The following is a 14,163-nucleotide window of genomic DNA, read 5'->3' on the forward strand; positions in this document are numbered from 1 at the left end:
CCCATCATGGAGAAAGACTCCACACCAACGCGCATCTGTAAAGACCTACCCAAGCGAATACAAAAATGTCGCTTCCAGCTACATAACAGTCGCTTACATTACCCTTATACGCAAACACTCGGACTATCGTCGAAGGGGTTATATGCCTTTCGTCGTACTCCAAAGGCATCGGCGCTAACAACAACCTCGCCTTTCATATTAAATGGAGTTAAATCATGCCGACGTCTTCATCTTCAAAAGAGCAAAATACCGACGATGTCAGTATTGCCACGCTGAGAAAGGTCATTGCCGCTTCCGCCATCGGAAACTTCGTCGAGTGGTTTGACTTTGCAATATACGGTTTTCTCGCGGTCATCATTTCTCAGCACTTCTTCCCTCCCGGCAATCCTACCCTTGCCTTACTACAAACCTTCGCAGTATTCGCCGTTTCTTTCGCACTCAGGCCTTTAGGAGGCCTCTTCTTCGGCATGCTGGGTGATAAGATCGGACGCAAACGCGTACTTTCGATAACAGTACTCATGATGGCTGGCTCCACGACACTGATTGGGGTATTACCAACATATACCAGCATCGGGCTACTAGCGCCGTTGTTGCTAGCGCTGGCACGTTGCCTACAGGGATTTTCAGCGGGGGGCGAATATGCAGGTGCTTGCGCTTTTGTGATGGAGCATGCGCCTCAAGAAAAGAAAGCTCGCTACGGCAGCTTCGTTCCTGTCTCAACGTTTGTAGCCTTTGCCACGGCCGCCGGGCTCGCGTATTGCATCGATCTCGTCATGTCAGAGGCGACATTACAGAACTGGGGGTGGCGACTCCCCTTTCTAATGGCCGCACCATTGGGACTCATTGGTCTGTATATGCGCCTACGACTAGATGAATCCCCCGTATTCCAGATATTGAAGTCCCAGCCCGTAACGCACCATACCCCCTTGCGGGAAACTATCCGTCAACACGGTCGCACTTTACTATGCTTGGGTGCTTTTATTTCGGCTACAGCCTTATCGTTCTATATGTTTACGACATATTTTACGACTTACATGAAAGTGGAAGGTGATGCCACGCGCACCGTTTCCCTATTGGCTAGCCTGGGGGCTTTAATCTTTGCCGCTATCCTCTGCCCCATTATTGGACGCTATTCAGACTGGGTAGGCCGCCGAAACACGATACTCACTGCAGGATTGAGCCTGATGATTGCAGTATTCCCCGCTTATGTGCTGGCTGGAAGCGGACAACTGTGGAGCGCTATGCTAGGTGCCATCATGATGGCCATCGGTGCTGTCATCTGTAACGTGGTCACCGCCGTATTGCTATCCGAGCAATTCCCCACCCGCGTACGCTACACGGCTTCCGCCCTGTGCTATAACGTGGCGTACACCCTGTTCGGCGGTACAGCACCACTCATTGCGACTTGGCTAATTGATGTGACAGGGAATCCCCTTTCGCCAGCGTTTTATCTGCTTATCATCTCACTTCTAGCGTTATGGGGCGGCCTGAAACTGCCTGAATCGGCCAAGCGCTCCCTGCACGAAGATGAAGGCCGGGAAGAGCATTCGGCATCACTTTCCATGAACCTGAACTGACCCAATACGACCCATGAACTTGAATTGACCCAATAGCGACGCCGTAATTGCTGAGGCTTGCTGATGCAGCACGCCTTCTCAATACGGCGTCTTTTTTATTCCTTGATTGTGTCGCTACTGATCCAGGTTCACCCCACTGATCCGCGCGAAATACCGATGCCCGCACTGATGGCACGGCTCGAGGCGGGTGATCGACTCGAGCACGACTTCCGTGTCGCAGTGCACGCAGCGCATGCGGCCGGGTACGGCCATCTCGCCTTCGACATAATCAGCGCGCGCCGCTTCGAGATCGTCCTCGAAGCGGGCCTGATCGACGGTGGTGCGATCGGCGATGGAGAAAAGCGCCTCGGTGATTCGCCGCGAAATGGTGCCCAGATCGATACCCAACCAGGTGGCAATGCCTTCGCCGCCCCGAGCCAGGAACCCTCGCAAATCACGCATATCGCGTTCGACCCAGGCGCGTAGCAAGGCCAATTCATCCTTGGTATAGGTCTCGAACTCCGCCTCGAACTCGATGGCGTCGTCCATTTCGCGCTGCAACGACTCCCAGGACAGATCGCCAGCGCCTTTTTCGAGACGCTCGAGAACCCGCTCATAGGCGCGGCTCAGGCGATGCTCTTGATCGTGACGTTCGCTCATAACGCTTCTCCTGATCTGTCGTCGACGCCATGCCCCTACCTGTAGGCGCATGACTGGGGTATCCTGACGGCCTGTCGTAACACACGGACAACGTCCCGCCCAGCTCCGTTCTACCACATCGCGAGGCCGGGCGTTATCCGCTTCAAGCCAAGCCTAACGCAAGGTGCCAGATCAAACCGATGGACGCACAGTACACGCCGCACGCAACCGAATCCGCCGCCCAGACCTTCTGGGAAACCAACCAGTGCTTCAAGGCCGTCGAGGACGCGACCCGGGAGAAGTTCTACTGCCTGTCGATGTTCCCCTATCCCAGCGGCAAACTGCACATGGGGCACGTGCGCAACTACACCATCGGTGATGTGGTCTCGCGTTTTCAACGCATGCAGGGCAAGAACGTCCTTCAGCCCATGGGTTGGGATGCCTTCGGCATGCCCGCTGAAAACGCCGCGATCAAGAACCGGGTTCCGCCCGGTGCCTGGACCTACGACAACATCGCCGCCATGCGCCGTCAGCTCAAGGCGTTGGGCTTCGCCTACGACTGGAATCGTGAATTCGCCACTTGCGACGTCGACTACTACCGCTGGGAACAGTGGTTCTTCACCAAGCTGGTCGAACAAGGCCTGGTGTACAAGAAGATGTCGACCGTCAACTGGGACCCGGTGGACCAGACGGTACTCGCCAACGAGCAGGTCATCGAAGGCTGCGGCTGGCGCAGCGGCGCGCCGGTCGAGCGCAAGGAAATCCCCCTGTGGTTCCTCAAGATCACCGACTACGCCGAGGAACTGCTCGCCGATCTGGACGAGGTCGACTGGCCCGAACAGGTCAAGACCATGCAGCGCAACTGGATCGGCAAGTCCACTGGCGTCGAGCTGACCTTCGATGTCGCCGGCCAGGCCGACCCGCTCGTGGTGTATACCACGCGCCCCGATACGCTTTATGGCGCCACCTACATGGCACTGGCCGCCGGCCACCCGTTGGCCAAGCAGGCGGCCGCCGACAATCCGGCCTTGGCCGATTTCCTGGTGGAGTGCCAACACGGCGGCAATTCCGAAGCCGAGCTGGCGACCATGGAAAAGAAAGGCATGGATACCGGCTACAAGGCGATCCATCCGCTGACCGGCCGTGAAGTGCCGATCTTCGTGGCCAACTTCGTACTCATGGAATACGGCACCGGCGCGGTCATGGCGGTTCCCGCCCATGATCAGCGCGACTGGGAATTCGCCACCAAATACGACATCGCCATCGAACCGGTGATCGCCGATGCCGAGGGTAACGCGCCGGATTTGTCCCGGGGCGCCCATGCCGAGCATGGCCCGCTGATCAACTCCGGCGAGTACGATGGGCTCGACTTCGAAGCGGCCTTCGACTCTATTGCCGCCAAGCTCGAAGCCAACGGACAAGGAACGCGGAAGACCAACTTCCGTCTGCGTGATTGGGGCGTGGCACGTCAGCGTTATTGGGGCGCACCGATCCCGGTCAAATACGGGCCCGAAGGCCAGACCGTACCGCTCACCGATGACGAGCTGCCGGTCGCCCTGCCGATGGAAGTCGAGGTCGACGCCTCCGGCTCACCGCTCAAGAAGATGCCGGATTTCTATGACCTCGGCAAGGGCTGGACGCGCGAGACCGACACCTTCGACACCTTCATGGAATCCTCCTGGTACTACGCGCGCTTCGCTAGTGCCGACAACATGGAGGCGATGCTCGACGAGCGCGCCAACTACTGGCTGCCGGTGGACCTCTACATCGGCGGGATCGAGCATGCGATTCTGCACCTGCTCTACGCGCGCTTCTTCCACAAGCTGATGCGCGATTTCGGCCTGGTCGAGAGTGACGAGCCCTTCCAGCGCCTGCTCACCCAGGGCATGGTTATCGCCGAGACCTTCTATCGCCACAACGCCGACGGCAGCAAGGACTGGTTCAATCCTGCCGATGTCGACGTCAAACGCGACGACAAGAGCCGCCCCGTCAGCGCCGTGCTGCGCGAGGATGGCCAGCCGGTGGAAATGGGCGGCATCGAAAAGATGTCCAAGTCCAAGAACAACGGCGTCGATCCACAGTCGATGATCGACCGTTTCGGCGCCGATACCGTGCGCTTGTTCATGATGTTCGCCGCGCCGCCGGAGCAGTCGCTGGAATGGTCGGACTCCGGCGTAGAGGGCGCGCACCGCTTCCTGAAGCGCCTCTGGAAACTCGTCGCCGATCACCTCGACGCCGGCACGCCCGTCACGCTGGATGTCGACGCGCTCGACGACGAACACAAGACGTTGCGCCGCAAGACTCACGAGACCATCGCCAAGGCCAGCGACGACATCGGCCGCCGGACCACCTTCAACACCGCCATCGCCGCGGTCATGGAACTGGTCAACGCCATCGGCCGATTCGAGGATACCTCGCCACAAGGCCTGGCGGTCACGCGCGAAGCGCTGGAAGCCTGCGTGCTGATCCTGGCGCCTATCGTGCCGCACGCCTGCCATGCGCTATGGGAAGCCCTGGGGCATGAGACGCCGGTCATCGACGCCGACTGGCCAGTCGCCGACGAAGCGGCCATGGTCAAGGACAGCGTCGAACTCGCCGTGCAGGTCAACGGCAAGTTGCGAGCCCGCCTCGACGTCCCGGCGGCGGCCGACAAAGCCGCTGTCGAGGCCCTGGCGCTGGAGGCGGAGAACGTACGTCGCCATACCGAGGGCAAGACCGTGCGCAAAGTCATCGTCGTGCCCGGCAAGCTGGTCAATATCGTCGCCAACTGACTCGGCCCATACGCCCGTTCCCAACGGAACGGGCCCAAGCTCGCAAGGAGGCCTGCGTGAAGCGCCGTTCGCTCATCATCCGATCTCTGCTCCTGCTGACCCTGACGACACTGCTCGCCGGGTGCGGCTTTCAACTGCGCGGGCTCGACGCGGCCGCGCTCGACATCCCCGCGCTGACGCTGTCCTCCCCCGACGGACGCTTCGAAGACGCCGTGGAACAAGCGCTGAAAGGCACCGGCACCACACTCGAGGACGACGCCCCGCTACGCGTCAACCTGAGCGAGGAGCAGGTCCGTGAGACACGCCTGACTCAGGGAGTCAGCGGGAATCAGGAACGTCGCCTGACCCTCAGCGTGCCGTTCTCGGTACAGCGCAGCGAAGACAACGCCTACCTGCTCGATCAGCAGACCCTCGAGGCCAGCACCACGCTGAACGTCGACAACAACAACCTGCTGGCGCAGGACGAACTGCGCGACGAAGCACTTCGCTCGTTGCGTCGGGAGGCGGCTCGTCAACTCGTCGAGCGGCTGCGCGCGCTCGAGACGCCATGAAGGTTTTTCCCGACAAACTCGACGAGGCGCTCGGCAAGCGCCTCCAGCCGGTCTACATCGTCGCCGGCGACGAGCCGTTGATCCATATGGAGGCTTGCGACGCCATCCGTGCCGTAGCGCGTCAGCGTGGCGTCGAGGAGCGCGAAGTGCTCCACGTGGAAAATGGCTTTCAGTGGGGGCGGCTCACGGAGTCGGCAGCAAGCATGTCACTGTTTGCCTCGAGCAAGCTCATCGAGCTGCGCCTGGGCAGCCAATCGCCAGGGCAAGAAGGCGCCAAGGCACTCGATGCCTACGCCCGACAGGCCAAGGACAGCGACGACATCCTCCTTATCAGCAGCGCGCGTCTCGACCGACGCGCGCAGTCCAGCGCCTGGTTCAAGGCGCTGGACAAGATCGGCGTGTTCGTTCCGGTCTGGCCGGTGGATCATCAGCGCCTGCACTTCTGGGTGCGGGATCGCGCGTCGCGTCATGGTCTGTCGATGGACATGGACGCGGCACGCCTGCTCGGCGAGCGCACCGAAGGCAACCTGCTGGCCGCCGACCAGGAGTTGCAGAAGCTGGCGCTGCTCAACCCGCCCAACGCCCGGCTCGATACCAAGGCCATTGCCGGCGGCGTGGAGGACAACGCACGCTACGATGTCTTCACGCTGATCGACGCCTGCCTGCGCGGCGACCGCGTGCGCGTCTCGCGCATCGTCAGTGGATTGCGCGGCGAAGGCATCGAGGCCCCGGTGGTGTTGTGGGCATTGACGCGTGAGCTGCGCATTTTTCTGTCGCTGGCACAGCATCTCGATCAAGGGCAAAGCCTTGATCACGCCTGCAAGGCACAGCGCCCGCCGATTCCCGACAAGCGTCGCCCGCTATACCAGCAGGCCTTGAAACGGATGCCGCTCAAGCGGCTACACAAGCTATTATTGTTCGCACAGCGCTTGGATTTGGCCATCAAGGGCGCCGCGGCGTTACCCGTCTGGGAGGGGCTTCACGACCTGTCGCTCACCCTGGCCGGCGGACGCGGCCCCCTGGCCGAAATGGCGTATTCCTATCGTATCGCCTAGATCGATATAGGCTTACATTGCATCTAGCGAAGGGCACGTATCTGGCGAAGGAGAGCTGCAATGTCGTATACGATCGCACTCAAACGTATCTATCAGGCCGCCGAGGAGGACGATGGTGCACGCGTTCTCGTCGACCGCCTATGGCCACGCGGCAAACGCCGTGAGTCGCTGCAACTGACCGACTGGTACCGCGACGCCTCGCCCTCCAACGCCTTGCGTCGTGGCTGGCACCAAGGTGAGCTCAACGACACCGTGTTCAGCCATCGTTACCGCTGGGAGATCGAGGACGATCCCGACGTCTTGCTGCCCCTCATGCGCTGGGCGCGCGAAGGCACGCTCACCTTGCTGACCGCCTCCCGCGAGCCGCAGCGCTCGCACCTCCCGTATTTACGCGACATGCTGCTCAAGGCATTGGAAGACGAAGACCGCGTGGCGGGCGATCATACACCCGCGTCATCGCCGTGCTACGCCGATCAGGCCGCCCCCAACGACAACGCCTCGCCTGAGACACCGACCTCCCGCCACTGATCGCTATCCAAGAGCCCTCCGCACCGCGACTTGCCAACCCAGCGAGGCCCAGACGACACTCGGCGCCTCCCTAGGGAAGGTCCGAATGGTACTGGGGGGCATGACGAGGTTCCGAAGAGATCAATGAGCGCCCAGAAACCTATGCCGAAGAGACCAAAAAATCGGGAAACTCCAGGTGGTCAATGCTTTGCCTGGCGGCGGTAGGCTAACTATGATGGATTCTTCACAGGCATGAAATCCGAGATCCATGACAATCACTGCTTACACCGCCAAAGCCATCCATACAATGAATCCCTCGCAACCGGTCGGACAATGTGTGGCAATACGGGACGGGCGGATACTCGGCGTCGGACCAATCGACGAAATACGGCGTTTCGGCGAGGTAGTCGTCGACGACCGCTATGCCGACAAGGTGTTGGTGCCCGGCTTCGTCGAAGGCCACAGCCATGCGCTGGAAGGCTCAGTCTGGAGCCATCTCTATCTAGGCTACTTCGACCGGCGGGACCCGGAAGGCAAGCTTTGGGAAGGACTCAAGACACCCGAGGCGGTTCAGCAGCGTTTGGCCGCACACGTTGACCAGGGGGCTGCAGACAGCCCGCTCATTGCCTGGGGATTGGATCCAGTCTATTTCGACGCTGCACCGATCGACCGGTGGTTGCTGGATGCGGTAAGCGACACACGACCGATCGTCGTTATTCATGCCAGCCTGCATGTAATGTTCGTCAACAGCGCGACCATTGCTCTGGCGGGTCTCGTAGATATGGATCTCGAAGGCATCGTGCGAGACGATCAGGGCCAGCCAAGTGGCGTACTCGAAGAGTTCGCCGCCATGCATCCGGTGTTCGATGCACTAGACTTCGATATCTTCGAGGGCGTCTCAGATACACGCGCGCTGAATCGATATGCCCAAGCGGCACGGCGCGAGGGCGTGACCACAATCACTGATTTGCTCAACCCCATGAGTGATGCCGCGATTGCGGCACTTCGCGAGGCCACTGCGGCCAAGGACTTCCCGGTCCGCCTGGTGCCCGCGCTCAACGCTCTGGCCTGGGACCCGCAAATGGGTAGCGAGCGAGTGCAGCAGGCCATCGACTACAACCACGAGCGACTGCAGTTTGGGCTCGTCAAATTAGTCACCGACGGCGCGATACAGAACTTCACCGCCCGCCTGCAGTGGCCTGGCTATCTTACCGGGCAGGAGAACGGCGTCTGGAACGCACCGCCACAAACGTTTCACGACATGGTTCAGCACTACCACCAGACCGGGCTGCACCTCCATGTGCATACCAACGGTGATGAAGCGGTCAGCATAATCCTTGATGCCTTGGACGAGGCGTTAACGATGTGGCCACGGCCAGACCATCGGCACACACTGCAGCATGTGCAACTGATCCGCCAAGATCAGCTAAAGCGAGTTGCACGTCTTGGAGCCTGCCTGAACATCTTCGCCAACCATATCTACTACTGGGGCGATGTACACCTGTCCAAAACACTCGGTTTCGATCGCTGCCAGCGACTCGAGCCGACGGCGAGTGCCGACCGCATGGGTATCGTCTTCGGCATTCACTGCGATGCGCCGGTTACGCCGATCTCGCCGCTGTTTACCGCCTGGTGTGCTACCACGCGCGAGACCGCCAGCGGGGTCACCTTGGGCGAAGCAGAGAAGATTAGTCGTGCCCGCGCACTGGAGGCGATCACGCTAGGCGCGGCCTACACGCTGCGCATGGACGATCGCATCGGCAGCCTTGAGCCAGGCAAGCTTGCCGATATCACAGTACTCGACGAGGACCCGCTCGACAGCACCACGTCACTCAAGGACATCGGTGTGTTCGACACGCTGCTTTCCGGTCGGTCGACGGGCGGTGGCTAGGTGTGAATAGATACCGGCAGGCAAAACGCTACTCGGATTACGCCAGGCAAGGCACTCAATACCGGGGCAAAGCGCCCCGTTGATCAATACCCAAGGACGGCTCCCCTGGGGTTGGGCAGAGTGCCCAGCCCTTCCCGTGATCAGCGTGCTTGTGGATGGAGTCAGAAACGATGAGTACATCGATATTGCCCATTCCCGCCACGCTGCTCTGTGGATTCCTCGGCAGTGGCAAGACCACTCGCATCAACACGCTCATTGCCAGCGGTGAACTCACGAACGCGCTGTTTCTAGTCAACGACTTCGGGCGTATCAACATCGATGCCGAGCTGATCGAATCGCAGGAAGACCACATCTTGCGGCTGACCAACGGCTGCGCCTGTTGCGGGATCGCCGGCAATCTTTCCGCACAGCTTCGCGACATCCGGCGATGGCCGACGCCGCCATCGCATTTGGTCTTCGAGGCCAGCGGCATCGCCCGGCCACGCCCGCTCATGCAGTTGCTCGATGCAGCACACGGCTTCCGGCTCGAACACGCCGAGACACTAATAGACGCCAGTGCCTTTACGCGCCACTACACCGACGCGGCAGTCAAAGATATCGTCGTTGACCAGATCCGAGAGGTGGCTCAGCTACGCATCAACCGCATCAACTGGCTGACAGAGGCGCAGCGCGAGCAGGTATTGCAATCAATCGCCGCACTCAATCCGACGGCGGGCAGAACGCTCGAAAAGGCAGAGAAGCCGGCAGCAACATCCCAAGCCTCTAGCAAGGCGCGAGGCAGCGGGCCGCTGGTCACCGAGAGCGTAGAGTTCGCCAACGTCATCGACCTCGCCACTCTTGAGGCTCTACTGAGCGAGGCGACAACCACGCTGGTTCGCGCCAAGGGATTGGTGCAGGCGAACGACCATGCCGGCAGCTACCATGTTATCCAGCTTGCAGGTGGCCGGCTGACCCGGACCGCGACCCGCGCCCATCAATCGCGGGCGCTGGTGGTCATCGGCTACCCGGGCAAGGACATGGACCGCTTGATCGCCTCGTTGCGTGCGCTGTAACGATAGCTGGATTCAAGCCTCTGCATACTCGTTTGCGAGTGTAGCGGGTACGGGCCGGGTCATCAGACTGACCGCGACGAACACCGCGATATTGCACAGCAGGCCGACGATGCCGGCATTGATGTCCAGCGGCGTCGATTCCGCCACGATCTGGAAGTAGTAGTTGACGCCTATGCCGACAACCATCCCCGCGATGGCCCCCTGCTTGGTGCCACGCCGCCATATCAGGGCGCCATACACCGCCGGTACGAACTGCGCGATCGACCCATAGGCGCCAACCAGCAGCGCGATGATGCCAGCCGCCCCGAAAATCGATAGCCAATAAGCCGCTGCGCCAATCGCAACCACACCGACACGCATGATCCAGACCTGTGTGCGTTCATCCATGTCCGGCTTGAAAGGCAGGATCACGTCGCGGCCCAGCGAGACCGAGCCGCCATGGGTGATCGCATCCGAGGACGACATTGCTGCAGCCAGAGCGCCTGCCCCAATCAAGCCGTACAGCCAGCTGTTCGCCCCAAGATAGTTGGTCACGAGGTGCGGCAATATCTCGTCCGAACTTTCCAGCGCGTCTGGAGCAACCACACCAATGGCAGCAAAGCCAACGAACAGCACCGGCACCAAAAAGATACCAAACAAGGGGAACGCCATTGTCGTGATCTTGATGCGCTTTTCGGTGGTTGTATAGGACTTGGTGAATAGATGCGGCCACATCAGGAAGCCAAGGGCCGATACCAATATGACGGTCGAATACGCCATGGCCGACATCGGGGAGCCGTCTTGACCGATGGTCAAAAATCCTGGCTTTGCCTGTTCAATTGCAGTGAACATCTCCGTCGGACTGCCCTGCAGCGTATAGACTAGGTAATAGCCCACTGTCCAAGCCACGATAAGCATTAGCGCGCCCTGCAGCACATCGCTCCACGCTGCCCCGCGCACCCCCGAGGTTGCCACATAGGCGACCACGATGCCGTAGGCCAGCAATGCGCCGAACCAGTAGGGGATCACTCCGTCGGTGAGAATATTGAAAATGAAGGCCATCCCTTTGATCTGGAGGGTCAGATACTGGATGAATGCCAGTACCGAAATCACCCCTACGATCACGGTCAACGCTTTGGACTGATATCGATCACCCAAAAAATCCCCCATGGTGAAGAAATTCTTGCGAGCGCCAATACGGCCTACCTTCGGCCCCAGCAAGTACCATGGAAGGATCCCTAGCGCTATATAGGCCGGCACGAAATACGAGGCTGCCCCTTGGGAAAAGGCCATGCCGGGGCCACCGAGGAAGGAAAACGCACTGAAAACCGTCCCTCCCATCATGAACCAGATCACGATTAGGCCAAGACCGCGGTCCGCAACCGCATATTCGGAAACCGACCAGAAAGAGCGTTTGCGTCCAGCCATGAGCCCAATCACGAAGGCAAGTACCAGATACACTAGCATTGAGCCCAGCGCGAATACCCAATTATTCATGCTTGCCTCCGTTGCCATACTCATAGCGGTAGAAAAAGCACAACACGCAGAAGGCGATCAGCTCTAAAAGAATGACCCAGAACAGACCGAAAGGCAGCCCCAGTACGAGCGGGAACACGTGGTTGGCGAGCCCGTACAGTGGAAATATCATTAGCAGGAACATCACCACCACGAAAATGATGTACGGTCGGGTAACTTTCCTTTGGCGGCTGGTGGCCATAAGTGCCCTCCTTTCTATTGTTTTAGGGTGTTCTTTGGCGTGACAGCTCACGCTATTAATGGACTCACATCATTGAAGTTGTTTTTCAAGCGATTTGCGAGCCAGTCCGGTGAGCAGCCGGATGCCATCCGGCATGATCCGATCATTGAAATCGTACTCAGGGTGGTGAAGACCGCGGCTATGCTCGGCGTCGCCGGACCCGACATGGATATAGGCACCGGGACGCTCGGCCAGCATATAAGAGAAATCCTCCCCGCCCATGCAGGGCTTATGGTTCACCGCCAGCGCTTCCTCCCCGAAGCAGGTGGCTATGACATGCCGAGCCGATTCGGTTGCGCCCGCATCGTTGTAGGTGACCCCGAACTTATCCTCAATGACTAACTCGATCTCCGCGCCATAGTACTGTTCCAGACTCTGGCAGAGTCGGCGCAGGCTCGACTGCACGATCTCGCGGGTTGCTTCGTCGAGAGCGCGAATGGTGCCGGATAACTTTGCGGTATCGGGGATAACGGCAAAACCAGCCAGGTCACCGCTTTGCAGAGCACATATGCTCAACACCGCCGGACTCAGCGGATCGACCTCCCTGGCAATGATGGTGTGGGCCTTATGCACGAGTTCGGCGGCGATGCGAACAGGATCAATACAACCATGTGGGTTAAGTCCACCGTGCCCACCGCGGCCGTGAATGGTGATATCGATTCTGTCACCACCGGCCATGATCGGCCCCGGGATAAGGCCGTACTCGCCGATCGGCAGCGACGGCCAGTTGTGTAGCGCGTAGATTTCACGCATATCGAAACGCTCGAAGATACCGTCCGCAATCATCGCCTTGGCGCCGCCGACTCCTTCTTCTGCTGGCTGGAACACGAAATAGACCGTACCTGCAAAATCGTCGTTTTCCTTCAAGTATTCGACCGCCCCCAGCAGCATGCTGGTATGGCCGTCGTGGCCGCAGGCATGCATCCGCCCGGCACGCGCCGAGGCATGCTCGACGCCGCTTTTTTCCTCGATGGGCAACGCGTCCATATCGGCCCGAAGCCCGACACTGGCATCGCTATCGCCAGCCGCGCCCACGATCCAGGCCACGATGCCAGTCTGACCGATACCACTGACGTACTCGACGCCTAGCGACTCAAGATAGGCTTTCACCTTGCGAGACGTATCATGTTCCTCGAAGCCCAACTCAGGCTCCTGGTGCAGATTGTGTCGGAATTGGACCAGCTCGTTCATAGTCTCGGTCTTCATAAGCATCCCGTTCGCGCTACACCCATACTTAGTTGGGCGAGGAATTGCATCTTTTTCGATTATTTTAAAGTGTATTGCAGAACTTTTAATGTCAAGTCTTCAACCAAGCCCCCTACTCCCCACCAATGACTATTACCCCGCCATGGCGCTTGCCTTATCATCTGTTGGCGTTCGAAATCGCAGGCATCATGGATTCTCATCAATCACGGCAGCGGGGTGCGTTACTCTGGGTAACGACCAAAGTCGCAACTCGATAACACTCTATAACAACAGAGGTATGTCGCTGCCATGAAACACCCCATCACGACACTACTAGCCACCCTGGGCCTGAGCCTTTCCACCGTCGCCACGACGGCGCACGCGCAAGACGACCCCATCGTGGTCGGCGGGCTCAACTACACCGAGCACCTGATCCTCACTTCGGCCACCTACCAGTTGCTAAAGGCCAACGGCTACAACGTCGACAAGCGCGACGGGCTGGGCACCTCGGTGCTGCGCCAGGCGCAGGAGAACGGCCAGGTCGATCTCTACTGGGAATACACCGGCAACTCGGTGATTCTGTTCAATGATCAGCCGCAGCCGGACAACGCGGCCGAGACCTATGCCACCGCCAAGCGCCTGGATGCCGAGAAAGGCCTGATCTGGCTGGATCCTTCGGACACCAACAACACCTACGCACTCGCCATGCGCGAGGCTGACGCCGAGAAGCGTGACATCCACACCCTCTCGGATCTGGCTACGGCGATGAACGACGGCGCCGACCTGACGCTCGCCTCCAATGCCGAATTCTATGCCCGCGACGACGGTCTAAGGCCGCTGCAGGAAGCCTACGGATTCGAGTTCCCGCGCTCGCGCGTCAAGCGCATGGATTCAGGGCTGACCTACAATGCGCTGCGCGAAGGCGAGGTCGACGTAGCGCTGGTGTTCGCCACCGATGGCCGCAACGGCGCCTTCGACTTCGAGGTGCTCGACGACGACCAGCAGTTCTTCCCGGTCTACCAGTTGGCGCCGGTGATACGCGAGGAAACGCTCGACGCGCATCCCGACCTCGAGCCCCTGCTCAACGACATGTCTGCCGCGTTGAACGACGCGACGCTGATCGATCTCAACCGCCGCGTGGATGTCGACGACCAGAACATCGAAAGAGTCGCCAAGGACTTCCTGACCGAAAACGACCTGCTTTAACTCCCGCATCGATCC

General features: G+C 59.7%; 12 protein-coding genes. 8 read left to right on the plus strand and 4 right to left on the minus strand.

What is annotated here, in order from left to right; translation table 11 throughout:
- Window positions 1-215 precede the first annotated feature (215 nt).
- Entirely contained in the window at window positions 216-1,577 is a 1,362-nt protein-coding gene (locus OP494_RS13430; RefSeq protein ID WP_280541452.1) for an MFS transporter, read from the plus strand.
- Between the two features lie 114 nt (window positions 1,578-1,691).
- On the opposite strand, the gene OP494_RS13435 is transcribed toward OP494_RS13430, so the two are convergent.
- Window positions 1,692-2,216, minus strand: coding sequence for a hypothetical protein (locus OP494_RS13435; protein ID WP_280541453.1), 525 nt, complete (start codon window positions 2,214-2,216; stop codon window positions 1,692-1,694).
- A 179-nt stretch (window positions 2,217-2,395) separates the two neighbouring features.
- Between OP494_RS13435 and leuS the strand changes: the two genes are divergently transcribed.
- From leuS to OP494_RS13465, 6 genes are all read left to right on the plus strand, one after another.
- A complete protein-coding gene (gene leuS / locus OP494_RS13440; RefSeq protein ID WP_280541455.1) occupies window positions 2,396-4,966 on the plus strand; it encodes a leucine--tRNA ligase in 2,571 nt (856 codons plus the stop codon).
- Window positions 4,967-5,022: 56 nt separating this feature from the next.
- Window positions 5,023-5,517, plus strand: a complete 495-nt coding sequence (gene lptE / locus OP494_RS13445) for an LPS assembly lipoprotein LptE (RefSeq protein WP_280541456.1) — start codon at window positions 5,023-5,025, stop codon at window positions 5,515-5,517.
- The gene (gene holA, locus OP494_RS13450; protein WP_280541458.1) at window positions 5,514-6,572 is read left to right on the plus strand and encodes a DNA polymerase III subunit delta; all 1,059 of its coding nucleotides are present in this window, start codon (window positions 5,514-5,516) and stop codon (window positions 6,570-6,572) included. The genes lptE and holA overlap by 4 nt, the downstream gene beginning before the upstream one ends.
- 60 nt (window positions 6,573-6,632) lie before the next feature.
- Complete coding sequence (locus OP494_RS13455; protein ID WP_280541459.1) at window positions 6,633-7,100, plus strand: DUF488 family protein; 468 nt, start codon at window positions 6,633-6,635, stop codon at window positions 7,098-7,100.
- 316 nt (window positions 7,101-7,416) lie between these two features.
- Window positions 7,417-8,970: an amidohydrolase gene (locus tag OP494_RS13460; protein ID WP_280541460.1), complete on the plus strand. Its 1,554-nt coding sequence runs from the start codon at window positions 7,417-7,419 to the stop codon at window positions 8,968-8,970.
- A gap of 170 nt (window positions 8,971-9,140) precedes the next feature.
- Window positions 9,141-10,022 carry a GTP-binding protein gene (locus OP494_RS13465; protein ID WP_280541461.1) on the plus strand — a complete coding sequence of 294 codons (882 nt, stop codon included), beginning with the start codon at window positions 9,141-9,143 and terminating at the stop codon, window positions 10,020-10,022.
- Between the two features lie 12 nt (window positions 10,023-10,034).
- On the opposite strand, the gene OP494_RS13470 is transcribed toward OP494_RS13465, so the two are convergent.
- From OP494_RS13470 to OP494_RS13480, 3 genes are all read right to left on the minus strand, one after another.
- Window positions 10,035-11,498 (minus strand): sodium:solute symporter family protein, encoded by a 1,464-nt coding sequence (locus tag OP494_RS13470; RefSeq protein WP_280541462.1) that lies wholly within the window; start codon window positions 11,496-11,498, stop codon window positions 10,035-10,037.
- Window positions 11,491-11,718 carry a hypothetical protein gene (locus OP494_RS13475; RefSeq protein ID WP_280541463.1) on the minus strand — a complete coding sequence of 76 codons (228 nt, stop codon included), beginning with the start codon at window positions 11,716-11,718 and terminating at the stop codon, window positions 11,491-11,493. Before OP494_RS13475 ends, OP494_RS13470 begins: the two co-directional genes overlap by 8 nt.
- A gap of 69 nt (window positions 11,719-11,787) precedes the next feature.
- Window positions 11,788-12,963, minus strand: coding sequence for an amidohydrolase (locus OP494_RS13480; protein ID WP_280541465.1), 1,176 nt, complete (start codon window positions 12,961-12,963; stop codon window positions 11,788-11,790).
- Between the two features lie 288 nt (window positions 12,964-13,251).
- On the opposite strand from OP494_RS13480, the gene OP494_RS13485 reads away from it, so the two are divergent.
- Window positions 13,252-14,148: a glycine betaine ABC transporter substrate-binding protein gene (locus OP494_RS13485; RefSeq protein ID WP_280541466.1), complete on the plus strand. Its 897-nt coding sequence runs from the start codon at window positions 13,252-13,254 to the stop codon at window positions 14,146-14,148.
- Window positions 14,149-14,163: the final 15 nt, after the last annotated feature.

It is taken from the genome of Chromohalobacter sp. 11-W (assembly GCF_029889905.1).
Taxonomy (GTDB): Bacteria; Pseudomonadota; Gammaproteobacteria; order Pseudomonadales; family Halomonadaceae; genus Chromohalobacter.

What these genes read in the sequence shown, in the direction of transcription:
- OP494_RS13435 (WP_280541453.1), bottom strand. Translation starts at nt 2,216, where the DNA reads ATGAGCGAACGTCACGATCAAGAGCATCGCCTGAGCCGCGCCTATGAG.
- leuS (WP_280541455.1), top strand. Translation starts at nt 2,396, where the DNA reads ATGGACGCACAGTACACGCCGCACGCAACCGAATCCGCCGCCCAGACC.
- OP494_RS13470 (WP_280541462.1), bottom strand. Translation starts at nt 11,498, where the DNA reads ATGAATAATTGGGTATTCGCGCTGGGCTCAATGCTAGTGTATCTGGTA.
- OP494_RS13465 (WP_280541461.1), top strand. Translation starts at nt 9,141, where the DNA reads ATGAGTACATCGATATTGCCCATTCCCGCCACGCTGCTCTGTGGATTC.
- holA (WP_280541458.1), top strand. Translation starts at nt 5,514, where the DNA reads ATGAAGGTTTTTCCCGACAAACTCGACGAGGCGCTCGGCAAGCGCCTC.
- OP494_RS13455 (WP_280541459.1), top strand. Translation starts at nt 6,633, where the DNA reads ATGTCGTATACGATCGCACTCAAACGTATCTATCAGGCCGCCGAGGAG.
- OP494_RS13480 (WP_280541465.1), bottom strand. Translation starts at nt 12,963, where the DNA reads ATGAAGACCGAGACTATGAACGAGCTGGTCCAATTCCGACACAATCTG.
- OP494_RS13485 (WP_280541466.1), top strand. Translation starts at nt 13,252, where the DNA reads ATGAAACACCCCATCACGACACTACTAGCCACCCTGGGCCTGAGCCTT.
- OP494_RS13475 (WP_280541463.1), bottom strand. Translation starts at nt 11,718, where the DNA reads ATGGCCACCAGCCGCCAAAGGAAAGTTACCCGACCGTACATCATTTTC.
- OP494_RS13430 (WP_280541452.1), top strand. Translation starts at nt 216, where the DNA reads ATGCCGACGTCTTCATCTTCAAAAGAGCAAAATACCGACGATGTCAGT.